At 64.8% G+C, this 23,933-nt stretch carries 23 protein-coding genes; 7 read left to right on the top strand and 16 right to left on the bottom strand.

The window, feature by feature from the left end:
- Nucleotides 1-38: 38 nt before the first annotated feature.
- The 4 genes from WJ542_RS29760 to WJ542_RS29745 form a co-directional block, all read right to left on the bottom strand.
- Nucleotides 39-1,082 carry a two-partner secretion domain-containing protein gene (locus tag WJ542_RS29760; protein WP_487007209.1) on the bottom strand — a complete coding sequence of 348 codons (1,044 nt, stop codon included), beginning with the start codon at nucleotides 1,080-1,082 and terminating at the stop codon, nucleotides 39-41.
- A gap of 252 nt (nucleotides 1,083-1,334) precedes the next feature.
- Nucleotides 1,335-1,862: a DUF6496 domain-containing protein gene (locus WJ542_RS29755; protein ID WP_411193126.1), complete on the bottom strand. Its 528-nt coding sequence runs from the start codon at nucleotides 1,860-1,862 to the stop codon at nucleotides 1,335-1,337.
- 92 nt (nucleotides 1,863-1,954) lie between these two features.
- On the bottom strand, nucleotides 1,955-2,449 hold the full coding sequence (locus tag WJ542_RS29750) for a PRC-barrel domain-containing protein (protein WP_411193125.1): 495 nt from the start codon (nucleotides 2,447-2,449) through the stop codon (nucleotides 1,955-1,957).
- Nucleotides 2,450-2,580: 131 nt separating this feature from the next.
- Complete coding sequence (locus WJ542_RS29745; RefSeq protein ID WP_411193124.1) at nucleotides 2,581-3,000, bottom strand: hypothetical protein; 420 nt, start codon at nucleotides 2,998-3,000, stop codon at nucleotides 2,581-2,583.
- A gap of 353 nt (nucleotides 3,001-3,353) precedes the next feature.
- Here WJ542_RS29745 and WJ542_RS29740 point away from each other — a divergent pair, with 353 nt between their 5' ends.
- Both WJ542_RS29740 and WJ542_RS29735 read left to right on the top strand, forming a co-directional pair.
- Entirely contained in the window at nucleotides 3,354-3,632 is a 279-nt protein-coding gene (locus WJ542_RS29740) for a hypothetical protein (RefSeq protein ID WP_411193123.1), read from the top strand.
- Nucleotides 3,633-3,688: 56 nt separating this feature from the next.
- On the top strand, nucleotides 3,689-3,820 hold the full coding sequence (locus WJ542_RS29735) for a hypothetical protein (protein WP_411193122.1): 132 nt from the start codon (nucleotides 3,689-3,691) through the stop codon (nucleotides 3,818-3,820).
- 73 nt (nucleotides 3,821-3,893) lie between these two features.
- Here WJ542_RS29735 and WJ542_RS29730 read toward each other — a convergent pair whose 3' ends face one another.
- Entirely contained in the window at nucleotides 3,894-4,325 is a 432-nt protein-coding gene (locus WJ542_RS29730) for a CBS domain-containing protein (RefSeq protein ID WP_411193121.1), read from the bottom strand.
- A gap of 153 nt (nucleotides 4,326-4,478) precedes the next feature.
- On the opposite strand from WJ542_RS29730, the gene budC reads away from it, so the two are divergent.
- Nucleotides 4,479-5,243 carry a meso-2,3-butanediol dehydrogenase gene (gene budC, locus WJ542_RS29725; RefSeq protein ID WP_411193120.1) on the top strand — a complete coding sequence of 255 codons (765 nt, stop codon included), beginning with the start codon at nucleotides 4,479-4,481 and terminating at the stop codon, nucleotides 5,241-5,243.
- Between the two features lie 75 nt (nucleotides 5,244-5,318).
- On the top strand, nucleotides 5,319-6,389 hold the full coding sequence (locus WJ542_RS29720; RefSeq protein ID WP_411193119.1) for a hypothetical protein: 1,071 nt from the start codon (nucleotides 5,319-5,321) through the stop codon (nucleotides 6,387-6,389).
- 53 nt (nucleotides 6,390-6,442) lie between these two features.
- On the opposite strand, the gene WJ542_RS29715 is transcribed toward WJ542_RS29720, so the two are convergent.
- The 9 genes from WJ542_RS29715 to WJ542_RS29675 form a co-directional block, all read right to left on the bottom strand.
- Nucleotides 6,443-6,871 carry a DUF3005 domain-containing protein gene (locus WJ542_RS29715; RefSeq protein WP_411193118.1) on the bottom strand — a complete coding sequence of 143 codons (429 nt, stop codon included), beginning with the start codon at nucleotides 6,869-6,871 and terminating at the stop codon, nucleotides 6,443-6,445.
- Between the two features lie 62 nt (nucleotides 6,872-6,933).
- Complete coding sequence (locus WJ542_RS29710; RefSeq protein WP_411193117.1) at nucleotides 6,934-7,533, bottom strand: hypothetical protein; 600 nt, start codon at nucleotides 7,531-7,533, stop codon at nucleotides 6,934-6,936.
- Nucleotides 7,534-7,677: 144 nt separating this feature from the next.
- Nucleotides 7,678-7,863, bottom strand: a complete 186-nt coding sequence (locus tag WJ542_RS29705; RefSeq protein WP_411193116.1) for a hypothetical protein — start codon at nucleotides 7,861-7,863, stop codon at nucleotides 7,678-7,680.
- Nucleotides 7,864-7,939: 76 nt separating this feature from the next.
- A complete protein-coding gene (locus tag WJ542_RS29700; RefSeq protein ID WP_411193115.1) occupies nucleotides 7,940-8,764 on the bottom strand; it encodes an alpha/beta hydrolase in 825 nt (274 codons plus the stop codon).
- Nucleotides 8,765-8,847: 83 nt separating this feature from the next.
- Nucleotides 8,848-9,171 (bottom strand): hypothetical protein, encoded by a 324-nt coding sequence (locus tag WJ542_RS29695; RefSeq protein ID WP_411193114.1) that lies wholly within the window; start codon nucleotides 9,169-9,171, stop codon nucleotides 8,848-8,850.
- A gap of 211 nt (nucleotides 9,172-9,382) precedes the next feature.
- Nucleotides 9,383-10,840 carry an NCS1 family nucleobase:cation symporter-1 gene (locus WJ542_RS29690; RefSeq protein WP_411193113.1) on the bottom strand — a complete coding sequence of 486 codons (1,458 nt, stop codon included), beginning with the start codon at nucleotides 10,838-10,840 and terminating at the stop codon, nucleotides 9,383-9,385.
- A 104-nt stretch (nucleotides 10,841-10,944) separates the two neighbouring features.
- Nucleotides 10,945-12,093 carry a porin gene (locus WJ542_RS29685; RefSeq protein WP_411193112.1) on the bottom strand — a complete coding sequence of 383 codons (1,149 nt, stop codon included), beginning with the start codon at nucleotides 12,091-12,093 and terminating at the stop codon, nucleotides 10,945-10,947.
- Nucleotides 12,094-12,323: 230 nt separating this feature from the next.
- Nucleotides 12,324-13,709 carry an LLM class flavin-dependent oxidoreductase gene (locus tag WJ542_RS29680; RefSeq protein ID WP_411193111.1) on the bottom strand — a complete coding sequence of 462 codons (1,386 nt, stop codon included), beginning with the start codon at nucleotides 13,707-13,709 and terminating at the stop codon, nucleotides 12,324-12,326.
- Nucleotides 13,709-14,959 (bottom strand): SfnB family sulfur acquisition oxidoreductase, encoded by a 1,251-nt coding sequence (locus WJ542_RS29675; protein ID WP_411193110.1) that lies wholly within the window; start codon nucleotides 14,957-14,959, stop codon nucleotides 13,709-13,711. The genes WJ542_RS29680 and WJ542_RS29675 overlap by 1 nt, the downstream gene beginning before the upstream one ends.
- A 781-nt stretch (nucleotides 14,960-15,740) precedes the next feature.
- On the opposite strand from WJ542_RS29675, the gene WJ542_RS29670 reads away from it, so the two are divergent.
- The 3 genes from WJ542_RS29670 to WJ542_RS29660 all read left to right on the top strand — a co-directional run bounded on the left by WJ542_RS29670 (nucleotide 15,741) and on the right by WJ542_RS29660 (nucleotide 21,899).
- Nucleotides 15,741-17,225 carry an efflux transporter outer membrane subunit gene (locus tag WJ542_RS29670; protein WP_411193109.1) on the top strand — a complete coding sequence of 495 codons (1,485 nt, stop codon included), beginning with the start codon at nucleotides 15,741-15,743 and terminating at the stop codon, nucleotides 17,223-17,225.
- A 315-nt stretch (nucleotides 17,226-17,540) separates the two neighbouring features.
- The gene (locus WJ542_RS29665) at nucleotides 17,541-18,638 is read left to right on the top strand and encodes an efflux RND transporter periplasmic adaptor subunit (protein ID WP_411193108.1); all 1,098 of its coding nucleotides are present in this window, start codon (nucleotides 17,541-17,543) and stop codon (nucleotides 18,636-18,638) included.
- Nucleotides 18,639-18,650: 12 nt separating this feature from the next.
- Entirely contained in the window at nucleotides 18,651-21,899 is a 3,249-nt protein-coding gene (locus WJ542_RS29660; RefSeq protein WP_411193107.1) for an efflux RND transporter permease subunit, read from the top strand.
- A 62-nt stretch (nucleotides 21,900-21,961) separates the two neighbouring features.
- Here the strand turns inward: WJ542_RS29660 and WJ542_RS29655 are convergent, their stop codons facing one another.
- Entirely contained in the window at nucleotides 21,962-22,705 is a 744-nt protein-coding gene (locus tag WJ542_RS29655) for an SDR family NAD(P)-dependent oxidoreductase (protein WP_411193106.1), read from the bottom strand.
- 151 nt (nucleotides 22,706-22,856) lie between these two features.
- A complete protein-coding gene (locus WJ542_RS29650) occupies nucleotides 22,857-23,912 on the bottom strand; it encodes an HAF repeat-containing protein (RefSeq protein WP_411193105.1) in 1,056 nt (351 codons plus the stop codon).
- Nucleotides 23,913-23,933 lie beyond the last annotated feature (21 nt).

Genomic DNA, 23,933 nt, shown 5'->3' with positions numbered 1-23,933 from the left:
AGGTTGCCGCTCGCATTCATGCGGCCCGACTGCACGAGTTACCCCGCGCTCGTGAGCGTGAGGTCGCCCGCCTGCGCTGCGAGGGTTCCGGCATTGGCGACCCCGACACCGTTCTCCGTGCCCACCAGGGTTATGCTGTTCGCATACATACCGCCGAGCTGCGACACGTCGAGGGAGACCCCCGGCGCGGCGCCGCTGCCCGCGATGGGTGTTGGCGTCAGGCTCGCATAGTCGATGTTGTTGGCGCCCGTGGTGACGTTCAGCCGGTTGGCGTAGATCGCCGCATTGGCCTGCACGGCACGCGCCAGCAGGTCTACCTCGTCGATATTCGAGGCGTTCAGGCCCGCGCCCTGGACCGTGATGGTGCCCTGGGTGACGCTGAAACCGCTCAGGTTGCCGCTGCCGTCGATGAGCGGATTGCCCGTCGTTAAAATTCCGCGGGCCGTATTGATAAAGCCCCCGCCATCCACCACCAGGCCCGAACTGTTGGCGATCACGACATCCGCTTTCTGCCCGGCCACCTCCACGTAGCCGGCGAGGCGGGAGGGAGTGTTGCTGTTGACCTGGTTGACGATGATCTTTGCGGACTGCCCCGGTGAAAGATTGGGATTACCCGATATCTGCCCGGCGAGCTGCGTGTTCGTGATCGTGGGGGAGTTGTTCAATATCGCGCCGCCCGATCCGACATCGAACTGCGAATAGGTATTGAGCGAGACGCCCGCCCCCGAGGGCTTCTGCACGTTCACCTGCGGCAGACCGTTAGCCGTATTGATCACGTTCGGCGCATGCGCACCGGATGGCACGATCTGCGCCCCGGCCATCAAGGGTGCGAGGCCAAAGACCGCGAGCGCAGCAAAAGCCACATGACGCATGGCGAACAGCGTGAAGGACCGGCGTGCGACCGATGGGCCGGTTTCGCCCTGGCCTGACTTGCCCTGCGCGATGGCCGTTTCCGAAACGGCGACAAGCATTCCCCGAAGCCTGCTGAACACAAGCCGGTAGCAATGGTTATTCAATTTTCTTGTACCTGTGATGCTGGACGAAGCCCTGCCGGTTTGCAGGACGTTTCCCAGTGACGTCACACGAGGCCAGACACGGCATCGGAACTGGAAGCGCGCTTTGCACGCACAGGCATGCTTACCCAATCCCTAATTAACGACTGTCAACTATTGCCAGGATTCGTCGTTAAAACCACACTTCGTTAAATGCTTTATGCGCCTTGTCGGTAAAACCGGCTTCGACCGATTACGCAGATAACGCTGCAATCTGGCCGATCGCGATCGGGCGATCTCGCCCGATGAGCCCGACGAAATCCGGCCGGATAGTGCGGCATGCTAGCGGTGCGTCCCATGTGCGCGCGCCGCTCGCGTTTGCGCGGCCTTTTTCGCCGCGGCCGAGCGTCCCGCCGCGCCCTTGGTCTGCGCGGCCTTCTTCGCGGCGGCCGAACGGCTGCTGGCCGGCCGGCGCGCGGCTGCGCTCTTCGCCTGCTTCGACATGGCCTTTTTCGAGGCGCCTGCCGGACTCTCACGCTTCAGTGCGGCCGTGGTCGCGCGCGAGCGTTGGGTCTTCGATTCGGAACTGGCGCGGGCCGGCTTCCGGCCCTGGCCCGCAACCGCATCCTTGCCGGCTTTTCTGCGCGTCGCTTCGCGGGTCTTGCCCTGCGCCGGCGGCTTCAGATCGACGCCGGCCCGGCGTGCCTCGGAAAGGCCGATCGCCACCGCCTGGCTGGCGGAACGCACGCCGTGCTTGCCGGCCCGCACGCGTTCGACTTCTTCCTTGACGAATTCTCCAGCCTGCGTGCTGGCCGACTTGCCGGCGCGCTTGTCGGCGCGCGCACGCTCGATGGTCTTTTGCTCGGGCATTTTCGTTCTCCCAGGTAAGTGTCGGGACATCTTGCATTTGCGCAATAGCCGTACCGCGCAGGTCCAGGTCGTGCCGAGCACTTCGTTTGCGATCAGCGCTTCGTTTCTGGAGCGTCCGGGTCGTCGCGCAGGCCGCGCATGTCGAGCACGGCGGGATCGTCCCAGTAGGGCTGGGTGCCGTAGTATGCGTGCAGCGTCGTGGCCCAGCTCAGGTCGGCCATGGTGGGCCACTGGTCCTTGTCGAATCCCGGCGCTTCCTTCACGCGTTCGGACGAAACACTGAGCAAAAAGCACTTGCGGCTCGTATCGAGCGTAAGCGCGCTCCACGGTATGGCGAGGAGCTTGTTGCCAATGCCGAGAAAGCCGCCGCTCGCCATCACGGCATAAGCGATGCGGCCGCCCTGCACGTCGAGCATGATCTCCTTGATCTTGCCGACTTCTTCTCCCTCCGAACTCAGCACGCGGTCGCTGTCGAGCGTGCTGGCCGCCATGACGTTCGGCCCCGGCCCGGCGGCCGTGGCACTGCCTTTGCCGACGATGCGCGCGCCGGTTCCTGCTTGCGTGGAGGTATGAGAGGTAACAGACATGATGGACTCCTGATCGGTTGGATGGCCCCTCATGGGCAGCAACGCGCGCGCCTGACGCGAGTTAGCGGGGTCTCGCGATGCGTGGCCTTGTGCGGATCTTTACGTGCGTGGCCGACAGCAGGCGAGTGGCGTTACCGGAAGGGGGCGCACAGGCGGTCGAGGGGCAGGACGAGCAGCACGGTCCCGCTGAATGCCAGGCCGAACGTGAAAGCGGCGGCCGAGGCCACACTGCACCAGGCCACGAACCGGATCGCATCGCCGCGCCGCGGCGCGAGCGAGACGATCTGGCGTAACGCGCGTCCCGCCGCGACCACCAGCGCGAGGCAGGCACCGAACGCCAGCACCGAGGCAATGGTGACGAAGCGCTCGAGTTCGTCCCATGGAAGCGCGTTGTGTTGCGTGATGCCGCCGGAGCAGGCCGTCGAGACGAGCTTTATGCTCACGAGCAGGTGCAGTAGCCAGATGAGCGGCGCGGCGAAGAGCGCAGTCCAGATGATCGCCCGCTGCAGCCGGGTGGGATCGCGGGGGGAGGGGGAAGCGGGCAGGCTCATCGTCGGTCGGCGGAATGATGGCTCGTCGCCATGGCTGGAGTTCCTGTCGGCAAATCTCGCTCTCGATCATACGCGCCTATCGCGGACTGCCCGATGGTGCCCGCCTGGCCCGACGCGACGTGGACAGGTCGGGTCACCTGGCCGGCCTGCATGAAAGGCCGGTGGAAGTGCAACTGTACCGTGCAACGCATCTCCCATGCCCGGGGCCCATTCCGGTAGTCCGGCAGCGCGACCTGACCGCAGGTACGAGCGATGCGAACCGCCATGTCGGGCAGGTTCATCGTCACGCGCGGACCGCCGTGCCCGCACCGTGCGGCCTCTCGCCCGAGGCCACGTTACCGAAGGAGAGTTCCATGAATTCTGCCAAACCCCATTCGCCTGCTGGCTCCGCCACGACGCCCCCTGTCGAAGGCACGCCGCCACGATCCGACGCGAAGCCCGCGCGGGGTTATCCCGGCTCGTTCGATCAGCCGGAGCCGCGGCCGGAGGCGATGCCCGCCGAAGGCGGTCCGCATCCTGAGCAGACCGCCGAGGTGCCGCTCGGCATGCACGGGCACCCGGAGCCGCCCGGCGCACGCGGGCACAACAGTCCGCCCATACGTAGGAAGCCCGGCGACAAATGCACGCAATAGGCCCACATAACCGCCACGCGCAGCCACATCGAGCGATGCGCTGAGGAGTGCGGATCATGCCGGAAGAGACCGCGTGGTTCCTGCTGGTTGGCGTGCTGCCGATGTTCGTCGCGCTCGACGCCATCGTGATTACCGTTGAGGGACTTTGCGGACCACCGAGGGCGACGAGGGCGCCGTTGCAACGATGACGTGTAATGACTGCAACGGCGAGCATCTCAGGGCCAATCGTCCGATGGTAAGCGCGTCTGTCTGCGCTCGTAATCACCTCACGCGCCGCTGCGAGATGTCTTCCAGCGTATTGGCCACGCTCTGGCGCTGCTGGCCGTCGCAGCGCGTGGCGATATCGGCGAGCGAAAGCGTCCCGACCAGTTCGCGCGCGTGGTTGACGACCGGCACGCGGCGCACCTGCGCCTCGCCCATGCGGCGCTGCACGACGTCGAGGTCGTCGTCCTCGTAGCAGCACTGTACGTCGGAACTGGCCACGCGCGCCACGGGCTCCATCGGCTCGTAGCCGGCGGTCAGGGCGCGCACCGCGAGATCGCGGTCGGTCACCATGCCGACGACATGATCGCCGTCGCAGATGGGCAGCGCGCCGATGTCGTGCCGGCGCATGAGTTGCGCAGCGTGCCGGATCGTGGATTCCGGCGTCACGCGCACGACGTTGCGCGACATGATTTCGTAGACCTGGGTCATGGGTTCCTCCTCTTTCGTGTGCAAGCGCGCAAGCATAGGAGCATCGGCCGTTCCGCGCTTCGCCTTAAGCCGCATCAGAGACGGGCATGGCAGTTGCACGTCCGGTCCTCACGTGCGCGGCCGCGCCGCGACGCTGCTGCCAGGGAGGGCTCGATGGAACGTTTCAACGACAAAGTTGTGATCGTGACCGGTGCGGGCTCGGGCATCGGCGCCGCCACCGCACGCCGCTTCGCCGCAGCGGGCGCCGCCGTGGTGCTCGCGGGCCGCACGCCCGCGAAGCTGCGCCACGTGGCCGCCGGGTTGACGGAAAGCCGTGCGCTCGTTCATCCCGCGGACGTGAGCGATGCGGGCGAGGTGCTGGCGCTCGTCGACGCCACTATTGCGCGTTTCGGCCGCATCGACGTGCTCGTCAATAACGCGGGCATCGCCTCGATGGGGGCGATCGACGAAGCGCCGCTCGAAGACTGGGACCGCGTCATGGCGACCAACGTGAGCGGGGTGCTCTATTGCATGCGAGCGGCTGCACCGTTTCTCAAGGCGACGAAGGGTTGCATCGTCAATGTGTCTTCGGTGTCGGGCCTGGGCGGCGACTGGGGCATGAGCTTTTACAACGCGGCCAAGGGGGCGGTCACGAATCTCACCCGTGCGGCAGCGCTCGATTTCGCGCCGGCGGGCGTGCGCGTGAATGCGGTGTGCCCCTCGCTGACGCGTTCGGATCTCACCGGGGATCTGCTCGACGATGAAGCCCTGATGGCGCGCTTTCGCGAGCGCATTCCGCTTGGCCGCCATGCCGAGCCCGAGGAGGTCGCAGCCGTGATTGCGTTTCTCGCGAGCGACGACGCGCGTTTCATCACGGGCGCGAATATTCCCGTGGATGGCGGATTGGGCGCGTCGAACGGGCAGCCGCGTCTGGCCTGAACGCATTCGTCAGAGGTACGAGAATTGCTGTGCGGGCGCGGATTCCACCACGGGCCGCCATGCGTCCCCTACAAGATGATTTCAAAGGCAACCGTTCTGGCTCTTCTTGGCGCCGCCTGTCTTGGTGCGGGCTGCGCGCATATCGGCCCGGATCACCTGCGCGCCGACCAGGTGGACTACGCGCGGGCACTCGGCGATGCCAAAAAGCGGCAGATCCTCGCCACGATCGTGGGGCTGCGCTATGGCGACGCCCCGGCCTTCCTCACGGTCAGCTCGGTCATTGCCGCGTATCAGTTCGATTCGAGCGCGGGCGCAACGGGCAACATTGGTTCGGGATCCGAACCGAACTACGCCATGGCGACGGGCAGCGTCTCGTATGGCAACCACCCCACGTTCACGTTCGCGCCGACTACCGGCGAAGCCTACGCTTCCGCCTATATCCGGCCGCTTGCGCCGGAACTCGTGTTGCCGCTCGCCGAAGGAGGCATTCCGATCGATCTGCTGCTGCGCATGACGGCGCAATCGATCGGCGGCTTGCAGAACGGCAGCGCGCTAGGCGGCGAGAACAGCGCCGGCGCCCCCGGTTTCTTCGAGTTGCTGCGCGTGTTCCGGCGCCTGCAACTGGCGGGCGAGTTGAGCCTGGAGTCTCGCGACGACAAAGGCAAGCCGAGCGTCTGGCTCGCGATCGGCGCCGAGCAGAGCGCCAGCACGCACGAGGTGGCAGCCGATCTGGCGCGCGTGCGCCAGTTGCTGCATCTGTCGGCGGCCACGCGCACCTACGAGATCGTCTATGGACCGTCCTCCGGCGGCGGGACGCGCATTCCGATGGTGACGCGTTCGGTGCTCGGCATCCTGACGGACCTCGGCGCGCAGGTGGAGGTGCCCGACGAGCAGGTGAGCAATGGATCGACGAAGGCGACCGTCGGCCTCATCGGCGGCGAAACGCGGCCGACCATCATCGTCCATGCCGGCAGGAAACCGGGCGCGGATCCGTATGTCGCCGTCGACTACGACGGCACGGCCTACTGGGTGGAGCGCGACGACTTCGACTCGAAATACGCGTTCACGGTATTGCAGAACCTGATGGCGCTCGCGGAATCCGATACGAGCGCGAAGGCGCCGGTGCTGACGATTCCGGCGAATTAAGGGGTCGTTTGCAGCCGGCCCTGCAGCCTGCCCGTTCCGGCGGCGGATTGCCCCTATTCGTGCGGGTCGCCCTGGACTTCGCGCTCCAGACTGATGATCGCGTCCGTGCGCTCGCCGTGGCGGCTTTCCACGACCACGTAGCCCTGCACCACCACGCGGTAGCCCGGCAGCGCCGCGATATGCGGCACGGCGCGCACGGTGCGGCTGTCGAAGCCACCGAGCCCGTCCGACGCGACGGAGACGTGGTTCTCCATCGTCGCATTGGAGGTGACGACGTTGTCGTGCCGTTCCCTCACGTCGCGACGCGCTTCGAGCGTCTTGCCGTCGGCGTCGACGGAGCTGTTGCTCGCCGCCGTTCCCGCTACTTCGACGGTGAGAATTCTGCGGCTCGCAATGGCGAGGGGATCCAGCGACGCGAAGCCGGCGGGGTGGTCGGCATCGGCTTCCGGCGGGGTGTTCCGGTTGTGCTCGGAATGCGGCATGTTGGCCTCCATGAGTGAGATCACATCGATGCGCATCGCGCGTTCCAACCGCCTGGCCGCCCTCATTTCACGTTCGTGCGGCTGCGTGCGGTACGGCTTTCGTCGACGGGTTTCACCGTTCGCGTGGGATCGAAGTCCGACCATTGACCATGTTGCCAGAGGCCGGACGCTTCTTCGATGTCCTGACCGTTGGCTTCGCGCAGGATGCTCACCACGCGCGGCTGCTCGGCGGGGCTGACGTGGACGGCGACGAGCACGCCGGACTCGCGCTCATGCGGACCTGCCGTAACGGCAGGCTCGTTCTCCTTGCCTCCGCCTCGTGTCATCAGCATCGCACCCGCCAGCGAGCCGACATAGGCGCCCACTGCGGTCGCCACGATCAGGACCAGCAGCGAATGAAAGAACAGGAGCGTCAGGATGCCGGCTATGAGCATCCCCACCACGGCGCCGATGCCGCCGCCGCCCGTTGCCCCGATGCCGGCGGGTCGCGCCTGTGTGTCGGCGTATTCGTCGCCGCCAATCGGGTAGCGCGCATGCTGGCCGCTGGGATTGACGTAGAACTCGGCGACGTCTTCGTCGACGAAGCCGTGGGTCAACAGCCGCCGTTTTGCCGAGTCGGCAGCGGCGAATGTCGTAAACCGTGCTGCGATGATCTGGGACATGGCTTCCTCCGTTTTGCAGTCGGCGATTGGGGATCGACGCCAGTGAAGCGACGCGTCGATCGATCTGCCTGCTGTCGCGCAAGTGCCGTTCCGACCATGTCGTGGAAAGCTCGTGGAAAGCGATGCGGACGCTTCGGCACGGCATCACGCGCCGGTAATCGGCCAGTCGGCCGCGCCGCCGCTTCGGTCCGCCGCGAGCAGCATGCGGACCACGCCGCTGTGCAGGATGACGGGTTTCCCGCCGTTGCGTTCGAGTGCCTGCGCGCAGATCGCTTCGATGCGGTCGCGCGCCTGAGAGAAGGCGTCGAGCAGCCAGGTCGCGCGGAGCACTCGCGAGGGCGTCGGCAGGATGCGCGCCTGGGCCGCCGGTCACGTTGGCTTCACGGCACGGCTTCCTGCCGCGACGTTAATCCGGCGCCCCGAGTACGCTCATTTGCCAGCCGTCATGTCGCGCGAGATCGTCGAGCATCGAAAAATGCGTGCAGCCGGGCACATGCACGAGCCCGACAGGTTCACGTGCCGCTTCGCACGCGAGCGCGTAGTCGGTCGAATGGCGCACCAGTTCCGCAAGCTCATTTGCGCCGACCGCGAGCACCATCGGCGCGCCGTGGCCGATATGCCTCAGCGGACTGTAGTCGTTGATCTCGCGCGCGCTCAGTTTCAACTTTTCGTCGAGCCAGCAGAGGCTGATCGGTTCGAGGTCGACGAGCGCGCTGATCGCGAGCACCTTCGAAACGGCCGGATGCGCGCGATAGATCGCGCTCAGATGCCCGCCCGCGGAATGCCCGCTCAGACACAGCGGGCGCCCTGCGATGCCGGCTCCGGCGCGGTCGGCGGCCAGGTGGTCGAGCAGCAGACCGATTTCCGCCACGATTTCGGTCATGCTGGCTTCCGGGGCGAGCGTATATTCCGCAAGCGCCACGTTATAGCCGCGCGCGATCGGACCCGAGGCGACGAACGCGAAGTCCTCTTTCACGCAGTTCTGCCAGTACCCGCCGTGAATGAAAACGAAGGTTGGCGCGTCCGGCCGGTCACAGGGGATCCAGTCATAACGCTGGCGCGGCCGCCCGCCGTATCGCAGATCGCGTTGGCAGGGCACGGCTTCGTAGAGCTTGCGGCTGCGCGCCTGGAAGTCGGCCAGCACGCCCGCGAAGTCGGCGACGGCTTTCGTGTTGTTGTAGGCCATGTCGAGCGTGTCTCGATCCATGCCTCGATAGATGGCTTGCGTCATCGTCTCCTCTCGTCCTCTGTGGTCGGATCGCCGTTTGCGGCCACGGCATGCAGCGTATTTTATGATCGGGCCGCAAACCCGCGCTAAACCGACGTGTGCCCGGCGTAAAACTGTCCGAAGTGGCGCGCGGCGAAGAGGGAAATCAACAGCCCGCCCAGGCCGGCGGCCGCCACATGCGAGGTAGCGTGAAGATCGAAAGACCCGACGCGGCAGATCAGCAGGTAACCTGTGGCGAGATTAAAGGCCCCCCACAGAACATTGACCGTCGGCGAGGACCGTCCCTTGCCGGGGGGATTGGCGAACGGACTCTGAAATGGCCGCCCCATCGTTCCGCTCACGAGATGAGGTATGGCATTGGCGAGAAAGACCCCGCCGAAAAAGTAAGCAATATGGTGTGCCCATTCCATTAGCAAGGTTCCTCATTGAGTGTTCCGGACCATCGACCGCGGCTCCATGCCGTGCGGCTTGCACAAGCGAAATTTGACAGTAACACTTAACAGTTTATCTGGCAAGTTTGACTGATGATAAGGACGTGCGCGACGGCTGCGCGGAAGCCGTCGCTTCGTGCAGCCGTCCCGGCAGGAAATGGGGGCTTTGTGCTTTCCCGGCGGAAAGCCTTCAAACGCGCGTGGGTGCGACGGCGGTGCGGGGCCGCAAGGCCGTCATGATCAGGTACGTGCCGCCGCCGATCGCGACACCGAAGAACCACCCATAGGTGTTCCACCAGACCGGCAGCAGGCTGGTGAGATTGGGCAGAAACGTGGAAAAGAGGCTGCCGAGCGCGACGGCGACGAGGGCGTTGACGTTCCAGCCGCCTTCGTAACGGTACTCGCCGTATTCTTCGTAGAGCGCCGCGACGTTGACGTTCCCTTTGGCCACCAGATAGTAGTCCGCAAGGATGATGCCGAGCAGCGGGCCCATCGTGGCGCCAATAGCGTTGACGAAGTGCGCGGCATTGCCTTCCCACGGGGCGAACGGGTAGAGCACGAGCGCGATGATCGCCGCAACGTAGCCGCCTTTGCGGAAGCTGATCTGCTTCGGGAACGTGTTGGAAATGTCGAAGGCCGCCGAGACGAAATTGGCCACCACGTTGATGCCGAGCGTGGCGACCGCGAAAGTCAGCGCCGCGATGAGCGCCAATACCCAGCTATCGAACCGGGCCGAGATCTGCTCCGGGTGGAGCAGCACTTCGCCATAAACCCGGTAGGCGGCGAGGGTGGTGATGCCGGCGACCAGCGAAAAGGCAATCAGGTTGACCGGCAGGCCCCACAGATTGCCTTTCTTCACGGCGTCGCGGTTTTTCGCATAGCGCGAAAAGTCGCAGAAATTGAGGTACAGCGCTGCGAAATAGGTGATCCAGGTGGCGCCCACCGCCATCAGCGCCCAGAATGAGCCCGGCTTGCCGCTCACGCCGACGTCTTTGGTCTTGTCGAGCAGCACATCGGTCGGAATGCCGCTCGCGAACGAGAAGCCGCCCGCTTTCACGCACAGGCCGACCGAGAGGATCAGCATGGCCACCCACACGGCCGGTCCCGCCCAGTCCTGGAACCGGCGCACCGTCTCCATGCCCTTTTGTATGATGAACAACTGCAGCACCCAGATGACCACGTAGCAGATCACCTCCAGTGCCGAATGGCCGAGCAACTGCGTGCCCTTGTGGAACGCGAGAAGGCTGTCGTTGCGGATCAGCAGCGCGACCACTGCGCCCGAAGCCGCCGCCGTTTGCGCGCCGTACCAGAAGCAGGCCACCACGGCTCGCACCAGCGCGGCCAGGTTGGCGCCCCAGATGCCGAAGGAGGCGCGTGCGAGTACCGGATAGGGCACGCCGGTCTTTTCGCCGGCATAGCCGATCAGGTTCATGAGCGCGAAGATCACGAGCGAGCCGATGCCGATCGCGAGGATGAAGTTGACGAAGCTCCCACATAGCAGGAACAGGCTGGCGGCGAGGTAGTAGCCCCAGAGGCTGTGCACGTCCGAGGTCCAGACGTTGAAGATGCTGAAGGCCCCCCAGTTGCGCGTCTGCGCCGGCGCGAGGTCTTCGTTGTAGAGGCCGGGGGAGGGATCGCGGAGGTCCATCTGTTGCTCCTTTGCACGCGCGGAAAAGAAGAAACACGACCGGACATGCCCAGATGGAGACGCTCCGCCACTGAGGCCTGCTGGTTTGCAGGCATTCTATGCTGTCAAAAACGCTCGCGCATGCCAATGGTGGCGGCGATCTGGGTTTGCGTGGACGACGGGCCACCCGCACCGTCGATGAACGCGACGTAGTTGTGCCCCGAAACCTTCTGGAACATGGTTTCGAAGTAGACGTCCGTATGTTTCGACAAGGTGTACACGGTCTGGAAATCCGCGGACTGCCAGTGCGGATTGCTGCCGTAGGTCTTCGTATCGGAAACGCTGCCGTCCGTATACGTATAGGTCAGTCCGACCGAGACACGCGAGGTCACGGTGAACATCGCATTCGCTTCGTAGTTGTTGAAACGCACCGTGCCGTCCGCGCTGCCGAACGAATCGCTGCCTTCGAACGCGCTTTGCGTATAAGCGAGCCCTAGCCGGGCAATACCGATCCCGTAGTTGACGGCGCCGCCGAAAGTCCGCTGTGTCTGCGCGCCGAGCTGGAAGCCGGCTTTGGCTTCGTACGACGACTCCGCGGTATCGACGGCGCCCGTGGTGTTGGTGGAGCTGGATCCATTGACCTGCATGTACCCGGCGGCGACATCCAGCGGACCGTTCGTGTATCTCGCGCCCGCGCTGTAGGCCCGGTTCGCGGCGAACTCCGTCGTGTTCGAGAACGCGTAGGCACCCCCGAAGCTCAAGCCGGACAGATCCGGGCTTGCGTACTTGACGGCGTTGTTGAACGCGAACGAGTGGACGAGGTTGTCGTTGTCGAACGGATGGGCGAAGCCGGTACTGCCGAAGGTATCCGCCTGGGCGGTCAGCGGTCTCAGGTAGTCGACGATGGAATCGTACTGGCGACCGAGCGAGAGCGAGCCGCTGTTGACACCCCCGATACCGACGAAGGCCGAGCGCCCGAACAGCCGGTTGTCCTGCCCGAGCTTGCCGTTCGTGACGTTGAAGCCGTTTTCGAGGTCGAAGAACGAGTTGATCCCGCCGCCCAGGTCTTCCTGGCCGCGAACGCCGAAACGCGATCCGTTGATCGTGCCGCTCGTCGCTTGCCAGAGCGGCCCATGGGCGCCCCCGCTCGAGACGTTGTTCGTATACATGAGCCCCGCGTCGATCAGCCCGTAGAGTGTCACGGAGCTTTGTGCGTGCGCGGCGCTGGCCCAGGCAAGAAGCAGGGCGGCGGGCACGGGTAGTAATTTTTTCATTGAGTTTCCCAAGGTCTCGACTGCACGATCAGCAGGCAGCCGAGTGTAGGGAAACGCCCCTAATTGCCGAACCAAGCAGTTTGAAAAAGCATTCCCGCGGCAATGCAAAGTAAGCGGGGCGGGGATGGCGGGGGCGATCGCGTTGTTCTGAAAGTCAGAATTGAGAATTTCGGAAGAATGGCGGGCGATTTTGCGGGGCTTTCGCGCCCGCGCCTTGTCTCCTCGCGTCGTCAGGCCACCGGTGCCTCGGCGCGCGCGCCCACGCGGAACCGCGCGCCGGCATGGCGTTCGGGCAGCGTGTCCTCTGCGCCGAACAGTTTGTGCCGCAGCGTGCCCGGCGCATACGCCGTCTTGTAGAGCCCGCGGTTCTGCAGCTCGGGCACGATCAGTTCGACGAAATCCTCATAACTTTCGGGCACTACCGTGCGGCTCAGGTTGAATCCGTCGACGCCGGCTTCGTCGACCCAGGCCTGCAGTTCGTCGGCGACTTGCGCAGCACTGCCGACGATGGCCGGATAGCGTCCGCCCAACTCGAACATCTCCAGCAGCTTGCGGCGCGTCCAGCCGTGCTGCTTTGCCGTGCGCGCCGCCGATTCGATCGCGTTGCCGCCTGCGTAGTCCACCGGCGCGTCGAGATCGTATTGCGCGTAGTCGACACCGGTGCTGGCCGCGAAGTGGGCGAGGCCGGCTTCGCGGCTCGCGTAGTGCAGATAGTCCGCGTATTTTTCGCGCGCTTGCGCCGAGGTCGCGCCGGGCACGACGGCCGCGCCCACGAAAACTTTCACGTCGTCGGGCCGGCGGCCCGCGCGCACCAGTTCCTCGCGCAGCGTGCGCACGGTTTCGCGGGCGGCCTGGCGGTTGGGCGGCGAGATGAACACGCACTCGGCGTGGCGCGCGGCGAAACGCTGGCCGCGCCCGGAACTGCCGGCCTGGAACAGCACCGGCGTGCGCTGGGGCGACGGCTCCGCGAGATGGTAGCCGTCCACGTTGTAATAGCGCCCCGCGTGCTGCACGCGATGCAGTTTCGCCGGATCGGCGAACACGCGCGCGGCCTTGTCGCGGCGCACGGCGCCTTCTTCCCAGCTGCCTTCCCAGAGCTTGTAGAGCACGTCGAGATATTCGTCCGCGCGATCGTAGCGCTCATCGTGCGGCAGTTGTTCGGCGAGTCCCATCGCGCGGGCGGCGCTGTCGAGGTAGCCCGTCACGATGTTCCAGCCGATGCGCCCGCCGGTCAGATGATCGAGCGTCGAGAAACGCCGGGCGAGCAGATAGGGCGGCTCGTACGAGAGATTCACCGTCACGCCGAAGCCGAGATGCGAGGTCGCGGCCGCCATCGCGGAGACGAGCAGCGTCGGGTCGTTGACCGGCAACTGGATCGACTCGCGCAGCGTCACGTCCACGTCGTGCCGGTAGACGTCGTAGACACCGACGATATCGGCGAGAAAGAGGCCGTCGAACAGGCCCCGTTCGAGCGTGCGCGCGAGATTCGTCCAGTAGGGCAGCAGCCGGTAGTCGGTCGAGCGGTCGCGCGGATGGGTCCAGAGCCCGTGATTGATGTGCCCCACGCAGTTCATGTTGAACGCGTTGAGGAGGACAGGCTTGCGCGGCGCGGTCATCAGATCGCTCCGTGCCGCGGCGGCAGGACGTCGTTCAGGAAGTAGTTGCCGATGGCGTGATATTTCCAGCGGACGGGGTCGTGCAGCGTGTGCGTGCGCGCGTTGCGCCAATGGCGGTCGAGGTTGTGGGCGGCGCGCGTGGCGGACGAGCCGGCCAGCTCGAAGAGCTTTTCGCTGGCTTCGAGCGCGATGCGCGTGGTCAGCACCTTGGCCTCGGCGACGGCTACCGAGGCGCGCGCGCTTGCTTCGGCGTCCACACGTTGCGCCGCGATTGCGTCGAGCGTGCGTGCCGCTTCGAGCAGGACTTCGCGCGCCGCGTGCAGATCGATCTGCACGCGGCCCACGTCGGCGATGATGTAAGGATCGTCGGCGGCGCGCGTGACGCCCGAATCGATCCAGGGCCGCGCGCGTTTGCGCACGAATTCGAGCGCGTCGGCCACGGCCGCCTCGGCGATGCCCTGGTCGATGGCTGCCTGGATCAGTTGCGAGTTCGGGCCGTAGAGTCCCGGACGGGTCGCGAGCTTCCAGATGGGCAGGACGTCGTCGGGGTCGACCGGCACGTCTTCGAAGATGACCGTGCCGCTCGCCGTGGTGCGCTGCCCGAACGAGCCCCAGTCGTCGATGATGAGGAGACCTGATGCGTCGCGCGGCACCCAGACCTGCACGGCGCGGCCCGCGTCGTCCACGGCGCGGGCGGGCACGCGATGCGCGAAGAGCGCGCCGGTGGAGTAGTAGCGCGTGCCGGAAAGGCGCAGGCCTTGCGGCGTTTCGGCAAGAAGCGTGGAGCCTTGCAGGATCGTCGCGGCGTCGGCTGAGCGGCGCTCCGGCCCGGCATTGCCGAAGCGGCGGCCCGCGAGCGCTTCGCCGTAGAAGCGGCGCTTCTGCGCCGGCGAGCCGATCTCGCGCAATACGCCTGGTACGCCGAAATGATTTTGCGGAATCTGCCCGAACGCGGGATCGGCGGCGCAGAGGATCGCGAAGACTTCGGCGAGCGTCGCGTAGGAAACGTCGGCGCCGCCGTATTTGCGCGGCACCGTGATGCCGCCCAGACCGCCTTCGGACCACAGGTCGAGTTCGTCCCACGGCAGCGTGCGTTCGCGGTCGCGCTGCGATGCGCCCGGCGCGATGGCCGCGGCGAGGGCGTGCGCCGCTTCGAGCGCTTCGGCGTCGCTGGCGATCCGGCGCACGCGCGAGGGATCGGGAAGACGAGGCAAACGCGCCCCGTCGGAGGCAATGACGGAGAGGGACATGGAGATCCGGTTCGAAAAGGCCGATGGACTGTGGTGGCCCGCGCGCATGTCGTTGCGTACCGTTGCGCGCCGTGGCCGGCGGCCGACACGTCGAGTGGGCCTGTCATTCATTGGAACAGCGGGCGCCGCGATTCCCTACCACTAAATCGTCGATTGCATATGCGCTTTCTTGCTATGCCGCCGCCGCTACGCCGGGACAGACGCCTCGGCCTGGGCGCCTGCGCGCGCCGCCGCTTCTTCCCGCTTGATGCGCTCGATGTCGCGAAAGCGCGCGGCCATATTCTCCCGCGGCAATCTCAACCCAACGGCTCGTTCCCCGGCGCAATTCGCCTGGAGATGACCGCTCCGGTCCAAAGGACTATATCGTTTAAAGACGATTGATCCGCTGCGCAATATCAATTCGCCAGTCTGTCTCCAACAAAACGAAAAAAAATCCGCCATTGTTTTCCGTATCGCTCAATTCGGCGATGTCGGTAACTGTCATTAGGGCGAAAAGTACGCCATTGCGGGCATTACCATTCCTTCTTCCAGGTAATATTCGAAACCGCTGGCGCCGCTAATCCCGATGGACGAATCGTCTTGAATCGCGGTTTGTAGGCTAATTGAAAACTGGTAATCCGTTTTAATTGACTCATTGATTAAGTTGGCTTAGGCTTCGTCGTTATTGTTCCTGGGGCAATCCCTTACGGCGGGTTCGCGAATGCACGTGTTTTCCGGTTTCTGCACCAGAAAGTCGCTTTCAGCACATGCCCGCTTGCGGGCCCTGACGCAATACGGGTGCATGATCGGCGCGGCCTGGTTGATGGCGGCGTGCGCGGTCGGGCCGGACTACCAGAAGCCGGAAGTGGTGATCCCCACCAGCTTCAAGGAAGGGGTGGACTGGCAGCGTGCGCAGGTCAATCCGCAAGCGTCGCTCTCGAGCACATGGTGGCTCGACTACAACGACCCCAAGCTCACGGAGCTGATCGAACAGTCGTTCAAGGCCAACCAGTCGATTGCCCAGGCGGAAGCCGCATACCGGCTCGCCCAGGCGACCGTGGAGGCCAGCAGGGCGAGCTTTTTCCCGACCATCGGCGCGGAGGCGGCCGGCACGCGCGTGGGGTTCGGCTCGGGCGCGGCGCAGCTCCAATACGGTAGTTCGGCGTTGTCGGGGGCGTACAACACGATCAATGTCAATGCCACGGCGAGCTGGGAGCTCGACCTGTGGGGGCAGTTCCGGCGCGAGCTCGAATCGAGCAAGGCGAGTGCGCAGGCGAGCGATGCCCAGCTTGCCGGCGAGCGCCTTTCCATTGCCGCGAGCATCGCGACCGACTACTTCGAGCTGCGCCAGGCCGATATCGATATCGACCTTCTCAAGCAGCAGGAGCAGATCGATAGCCGTATCCTCGAAATGACGCGCGCGAGCTATACACGCGGCATTTCGTCGTCCGATGACGTGCTGAACGCGCAAGATACGCTCGAACTCGTGGTCGCTCTTTTGCAGTCGACACAGACCTCGCGCGAGCAGGACGAGCATGCGATTGCGGTGCTGATCGGCGTGCCGCCCGGCAATTTCTCGCTCGAACCCAACGTGGATTATGCGTTCGCCGCGCCGGCCGTGCCGCTCGCCTTGCCGTCACAACTGCTCGAACGGCGCTATGACGTGGTGAGCGCCGAACGTACGGCCGCCGCGGCAAACGCAAAGATCGGCGTGGCCGAAGCGGCGTTCTTCCCGACGCTCACGCTCTCGGCCGAGGGCGGCTTCGAGCACAACGCGCTTGCCAACCTGTTCATGGTGCCGAACCGTTTCTGGACACTTGGCCCGACGCTCGCAGGGACGATTTTCGACGGCGGCGCCCGCACGGCCGCGGTACACGAAGCGCGCGCGACCTACGACGAAGATGTGGCGGCCTACCGGCAAGCCGTGCTGGGCGCGTTCGAGAACGTCGAGGACAGTCTCTCGTCGTGGAATCACCTGCAGCAGCAGCAAGATGCCTACGCGAAGATCTATCAGCGCAACCAGCAGCTTTTCAGCAGCGAGCACGCGCAGTTCACCATCGGCACGGCCAGCGAGCAGGATCTGCTGAACCAGCAGCTCACGCTGCTGACCGCCCGGGAGAACCTCGTGGATACGCAGGCGCTGCTGACCGAAGCCAGCGTCGTGCTGATCAAGAACCTCGGCGGCGGCTGGCAGTGGGATGACGCCAGCGGGCACGCGGCCAATGCAGTTGCGTCGGCGGCGCAAGCGCCGGTCGCAGCGTCCGGTTCGACACTTGCGCCGCAGTGAGGCCGGTATTCACGGGGCTCTCCGCGCGGCGCTAGGCTCGGGGCAATGCGCTGTCCCTGCGCGGCAAGACGTGCCGCGGGCAGTTTATCCACAGCGGCAAGCAGGTCCCCGGTGGGCCTGGAAAGCCGGCCCGGAAAGCGGGCCTGGCCGTTGCCGGCTGTCTTGTACTCATTCGCAGTCCTTTCTCTTTCAACGATCATGCAAGCATGGTGTCCCATGACGTTATTGCCTGTGCGCGCGTCCCTGCTGTCCTTAGGCCTACTCGCCCTCGCGGGCTGCGACAAAAGCAGCCCGCCGCCTCCGCCGCCGCCGCAGGTGAGCGTCGTCAAGGCCGAGCCCCAGAATGTTCCGCTCAAGCGTGACCTCGTCGGGCGGCTCTCGGCCTGGTACAGCGCCAACGTCACGGCCCGCGTTTCCGGCGTGCTGCTCAAGCGCGTCTATACGGAAGGCGCCACCGTGAAGGAAGGGCAGTTGCTGTTCGTGATCGATCCGGCCTACTACCAGTCGGTGCTCGACAACGATCTCGCGACGCTCGCCGAGGATCAGGCCACGTACGTCAACGACCACGTCACGGCGGTGCGCTATCGCCAGTTGCTGCCGGTCGGTTCGGTCTCGCAACAGACGGTGGACAACGCGGACGCCGCGGAGCGTAGCGCGGCGGCCAAGGTCAAGGCGGATCAGGCGGCTATCAACGGCGCGCGCCTGAGTCTCGGCTATACGAAGGTGACGTCGCCGATCAGCGGCATCGCGGGCCAGCAGCAGGTCACGGAGGGCGCGGTGGTGGGCTCCAGCACGGCCGACGCCGGCACGGGCGGCACGCTGCTCACGACCGTGCAGCAGATCGATCCGCTCTATCTGAACTTCACCATCAGCGCCGCCGATCTGGTCACGCTGAGGCAGGCGCAAAGCCAGGGCAATGTCGCGCTGGCCTCGCAGAATGCGACGACGGTGCAGATCACGCTGCCCAACGGCAGCCCCTACGACCAGACCGGCACGCTCGACTTTTCCGACGTCACCGTGAACTCCACCACGGGAGCGGTCAACCTGCGCGCGCGGATTCCCAATCCGCAGCATCAGTTGCTGCCCGGCATGTACGTGTCGCTCACCGTCGACCTTGGCCAGCACAACGGCGTGTACCTGATTCCGCAGCAGGCTATCCAGCGCGATACCGTGGGTGCTTTCGCGATGGTGGTCGACCCGAGCGGCAAGGTCGCGCGCAAGGACGTCGAAGCCAGGGACGCCGATGGCAACAACTGGATCGTCACGGGCGGGCTCGCCGAGGGCGACGAGGTGATCGTCAAGGGACTGCAGAGCGTACACGAGGGCGTGTCCGTCAAGGCGAGCGCATGGCAGCCGGATTCGGCGGGCGCCGCTCCGGCATCGGGGGCTCAGGCCGCCGGTGCGAAGTCGTAAGGAGTCCGCCCCATGCCACGCTTTTTTATCGATCGCCCGGTCTTTGCCTGGGTGATCCCCATTTTGATCTGTCTGATCGGCGCCATTTCGCTTTCGCGCATGGGGATCGATTCGTATCCCGACATCGCGCCGCCGCAGGTGACGGTCACCGCGACCTATCCGGGCGCGAACGCCGCCACGATGGAATCGACGGTCACGCAGGTGATCGAGCAGCAGCTTACCGGCATCGACAACCTGCTGTACTTCAGTTCGACGTCGAACAGCAACGGCACGGCGACGATCACGCTGAGCTTCGCCACCGGCACCGATCCCGACATTGCCGAAGTCCAGGTGCAGAACAAGGTCGCCCTGGCGCAGCCGCTGCTGCCGACCGAGGTGACGCAGCAGGGCGTCGTGGTGGCCAAGGCGAGCCCCGACATTCTGATGTTCATCAGCTTGCAGTCCAGCAACCCGGCTATCGATGCGGCCCGGCTCTCCGACCTCGTCGCTTCGCAGATCCAGCCGGTGATCGCGCGGATCAACGGCGTGGGCAATACGTTCATGCTCGGTTCGGAATACGCGATCCGTATCTGGCTCGATCCGGACAAGCTGCAGGGCTATGGTCTTTCGACCACCCAGGTGCTGAACGCGGTCAACGCGCAGAACGCGCAGTTCGCGACGGGCTCCGTGGGGGCGGACCCGGCGGTGAAGGGGCAGGTATTCACGGCGACCGTCTCCGGCGACACGTTGTTCTCGTCGATCGAGCAGTTCAAGAACATCATTCTGGTGACCACCAACGACGGTACCGTGGTGCATCTGGGCGACGTCGCCCGCATCACCTTCGGCGCGCAGTCATACGGCTCTTCGGCGGCCTACAACGGCCACTCCGCGGGCGGCATGGGCGTGTACCTGCTGCCCGGCGCCAATGCGCTGGCCGTGGCGAAAGCGGTCAAGGCGGAAATGGCGACTCTCGCCAAGGACCTGCCGGCGGGCGTGACGTGGGACGTGCCTTACGACACCACGCCGTTCATCACGGCGTCGATTACCGACGTGGTGCGCACGCTGATCGAGGCGATCATCCTCGTGTTCTTCGTGATGCTGATTTTCCTGCAGAACATCCGGGCGACCATCATTCCCACGCTGGTCATTCCGGTGGCCCTGCTTGGCACCTTCATCGGCCTGAAGGCGCTGGGCTTCTCCCTGAATCAGCTCACGCTGTTCGGCATGGTGCTCGCGATCGGGATCGTGGTGGACGACGCGATCGTGGTGATCGAGAACGTCGAGCGCATCATGACCGAGGAGAAACTCAGTCCAAAGAAGGCGACGCGCAAGGCGATGGGGCAGATCACCGGCGCCATCATCGCCATTACGGTGGTGCTGGCCGCGGTGTTCGTGCCTTCGGCTCTGCAGCCGGGCGCAACCGGCATCATCTACGCGCAGTTCGCCATGACCATCGCCATTTCGATGGGTTTCTCGGCCTTCCTCGCGATGTCGTTCACGCCGTCGCTGTGCGCAACGATCCTCCGGCCCGAGCACAACGCGGATTCGCACTTCATCTTCCGGTGGTTCAACCGGGGCTTCAACCGGCTCAGCAACACGTACTTTGGCCAGGTGGGGCGCGCGGTGCGCCATGCGCCGCGCTGGATGATACTGTTCGTGCTCGTGGCGGCGCTGGCCGGGTTCCTGTACGTGCGTATGCCGACCTCGTTCGTTCCCGACGAGGACCAGGGCTTCATGCTGGCGATCGTCAATCTGCCTTCCGGCTCGACGCTGCAGCGCAACGACGCGGTCATGGCGGAGATCGGCGACAAACTGCAGCACAGTGACATCGCCCGTGACATTGCCGGCGTGTTCGACGTGAAGGGTTTCAGCTTCGTGGGGCAGAGCGAAAACGTCGGCATGGTCTTCATCAAGCTGACCGACTGGGGCAAGCGTTCGCGTTCGGCCATGCAGTTGATCCCGGAGGCCAACAAGGTCCTGCACAGCATTAACGACGCGCAGATCTTCGTGGTGAACCTGCCGACCATTCGCGGGCTGAGCCAGTTCGGCGGGGTTGACATGTTCCTGCAGGCGCGCGCCGGGCAATCGCGCGCGCAGCTCGGGCAGGCCGAACAGACGCTGCTGGGCGAAGCAGGCAAGAGCCCCGAGCTTTATGGCATCCGCCCGAACTCGCTGCCCGAGGCGCCGCAATTGCAGGTGGCCGTGGACCGCGTGCAGGCCTCGGCCATGGGCCTTTCGCTGACCGACGTCTACAACGCGCTGCAGATGCAACTGGCGCCGTACTACATCGACCAGTTCACGTACGCGGGCCGCGTGAAGCGCGTCTATCTGCAGGCCGACGCGCCTTTCCGGATGAACCTCGACGCGCTGCAGCACATTTACACGCCAAGCGGCGTGACCAGCAGTTCCTCCGGCAGCACCAGTTCGAGCGCCACGACCACGGCCGTCAATGCGAATGGCTACGTCACGCCGTCCAATCCGTCGGTCAGCAACAGCGCGATCAGCCCGTACAACATGGTGCCGCTCTCCAGTGTCGTGAAGGCGAACTGGGGTGTGGGCCCGCAGGCGCTGCCGCGCTATAACGGCTATTCGGCGATCGAGATCGTCGGCAACTCGGCGCCCGGTTATTCCACCGGCCAGGCAATGCAGGTGATCACGCGCATCATCGACAAGTCGCTGCCGCCAGGCTTCGCCGCGGACTGGACCGGACAGTCGTATCAGGAAATCCTGGCGGGGAACGCGGCCACCTTGCTGATGATTCTTTCGGTGTTTGTCGTGTTCCTGTGTCTCGCCGCGCTCTACGAGAGCTGGTCCATCCCGGTTGCGGTGCTGCTGGTGGTGCCGCTGGGCCTGCTCGGCATGCTGACCTTCTGCGATCTGCGCGGCATTCCTAACGATATCTACTTCAAGATTGGCATGGTCACGGTGATCGGGCTGGCGGCGAAAAACGCGATCCTGATTGTCGAGTTCGCCGTGGACGGCCAGGCGCAGGGCATGACGCTGTTCGACGCCACGCTGAACGCGGCCAAGCTGCGCCTGCGGCCTATCCTGATGACTTCCATGGCGTTCATTCTCGGCGTGCTGCCGCTCGTCTTGTCGAGCGGCGCGGGCGCGTCGTCGCGGCACGAGATCGGCACCGGCGTGATTGGCGGCATGATGTTCGCCACATTCTTCGGCTTGCTGCTGATTCCGGTGTTCTACATCACGGTGCGCCGTGTGCTGGGCGACAAGCTCGATGAAGTCTCGAAGAAGATTCATCATGCCGATGACGACGATGACTGACGTGCGAATGCCCGGCTCCGGCCGGGCACTTGCCTGTCGGCAGGCGACGGGTCGCGACACGCTCAGGTGAGGTTCAGGCCGCCATCGGAAAGCAGGATTTCCCCGGTCAAATAATCCGAGGCGACGAGCATTGAAACGATCTGGGCGATGTCCTCCGGACTGGCCGCCCGGCGCATTGGGGCCCGTTCTTTCCAGAGCTGCTGCGCCTGAGTCCAATCCGCTGTGAGAGGCGTATCCACGAGGCCCGGAGCAACGGCATTGACCCGGATGTCCGGGGCAAGCGAAAGCGCCAGCAGGCGGGTGACATGATTCAATGCCGCCTTGGTCGCGGCATAAGGAATGGACGCACCCTTGGGCCGCACGCCGGCGTGGGAGCTCACGTTGACCACGCAACCCGGCTTTCCTCGCCTTGCGGCTTCGCGAAGCGCGGACTGGGCTTCGGCTATTAACCGAAACGGCGCTACGACGTTGACCTCATGCAGTTCATGCCAGACCTCAGGCGTTGCCGCCGCCATGTCCGCGTGAGCGATAACGCGGCTGATGCCCGCATTGTTGACGAGGACGTCCAGCCGGCCCGAGATCGCTATGGCTTCCCGGACCAGCTTTACCCGGTCGGCGTCATCTGCCAGATCCGCTTGCACGTAAGCGGCCGATCCCAGCTCGCGGGCCAGCGTACGGCCGGTTTCCGCCGAGATGCGCGAATGCAGGACAACAAAGTAACCGTCCAGCGAGAGGCGTCGTGCAATTGCCTCGCCAATACCAGAGGTCGAGCCGGTAACAAGAGCGACAGGGGGCGAAGATGGCATGGTGGACAGGGATTGTGGCCCATGCGCCTTTGGACATTGAAGGCGCATCGATGCTGGCCGTTTATTAACTCGGTGACGGATTGTCTGCGATTTAGCCGATTGTGTCGAATGTCCCCACCTCGCGGCATCTGCACCGATGCGGGATCGCCAGTCATTTTCCCGGCGTCCAGATAACGGCGTGCCACGGAGAATAAGGCGTCGCGGAGAAGCCCACGATCTGGCCGCGATTATTGATCGTGTCGGCGCCGCTGGTGTTGCCGCCAGGGAGTTCGCCCAGGTCGGTCATCACGCCGTTTTCATACAGGAAAGCGTGAAAGTTTCCAGTTGCATTGGTCGACGAGCCGACTATCTGGCCGCGCTCGTTGATCCCGGAAGCGGCGCTGATGCTGCCGCCGGGCAGCGTGCCCAGGTCGGTCATCACGCCGTGCTCGAACAAAAAGGCGTGCTCGTACCCGGCTGGCGTGGACGCCTGGCCGACCACCTGGCCGCGATCATTGATCGCGAAAGCGTCGCTGCTGTTGCCGCCGGGTAGCGTGCCCAGGTCGGTCATCACTCCGTTTTCATATAGAAAGGCATGGTCGTTGCCACTGCTTGCGCTCGTGGACCAGCCAACCACCTGGCCGCGCTCGTTGATCCCGTAAGCCGCGCTGAAGTAGCCGCCAGGGAGCGTGCCGAGATCTTTCACGACGCCTTTATCGAACAGAACGGCCTGAGTGTCCGTGAGTGAGTTGAGCGACCAGCCGACCACCTGGCCGCGACTGTTGATTGAGTTGGCGACACTGGTGTTGCCATTGGGCAGGGTGCCCAGATCGGTCATCACGCCGTGTTCGAACAAAAAGGCGTGCTCGTTCAACAGGGCGTGCTCGTTCCCGCCCAGGGACGACGAGCCGACTATCTGGCCGCGGTCATTGATTCCGGAAGCGGCGGAATTGGTGCCACCGGGAAGCGTGCCCAGGTCGGTCACCTTTCCATTTTCAAACAGGGTGGCGTGCTGATCCCCGTTCGAGAGGTTCGAGAAGCCGACGACCTGGTCGCGCTCGTTGGTTCCGCTTGCCTGACTCGTGTTGCCAGGAAGCGTGCCGAGATCCTTGATCGTAAAACTTTGCGCGTCAGCGGGCTGGAATGCGGCAGGCGCAAGCAGCGTGAAAATAATCAGGGTGCGGTGAATGGAGGGTGTCTGGCGAATTGACCTGCATGCGAGTTGCATAGTAATCCCCTTTCCAGTCAT

The sequence above is a fragment of the Paraburkholderia yinzeri genome (genome assembly GCF_046581065.1).
In the GTDB taxonomy this organism is placed as follows: Bacteria; Pseudomonadota; Gammaproteobacteria; order Burkholderiales; family Burkholderiaceae; genus Paraburkholderia.
This window is presented reverse-complemented; position numbering and strand designations above follow the sequence as displayed.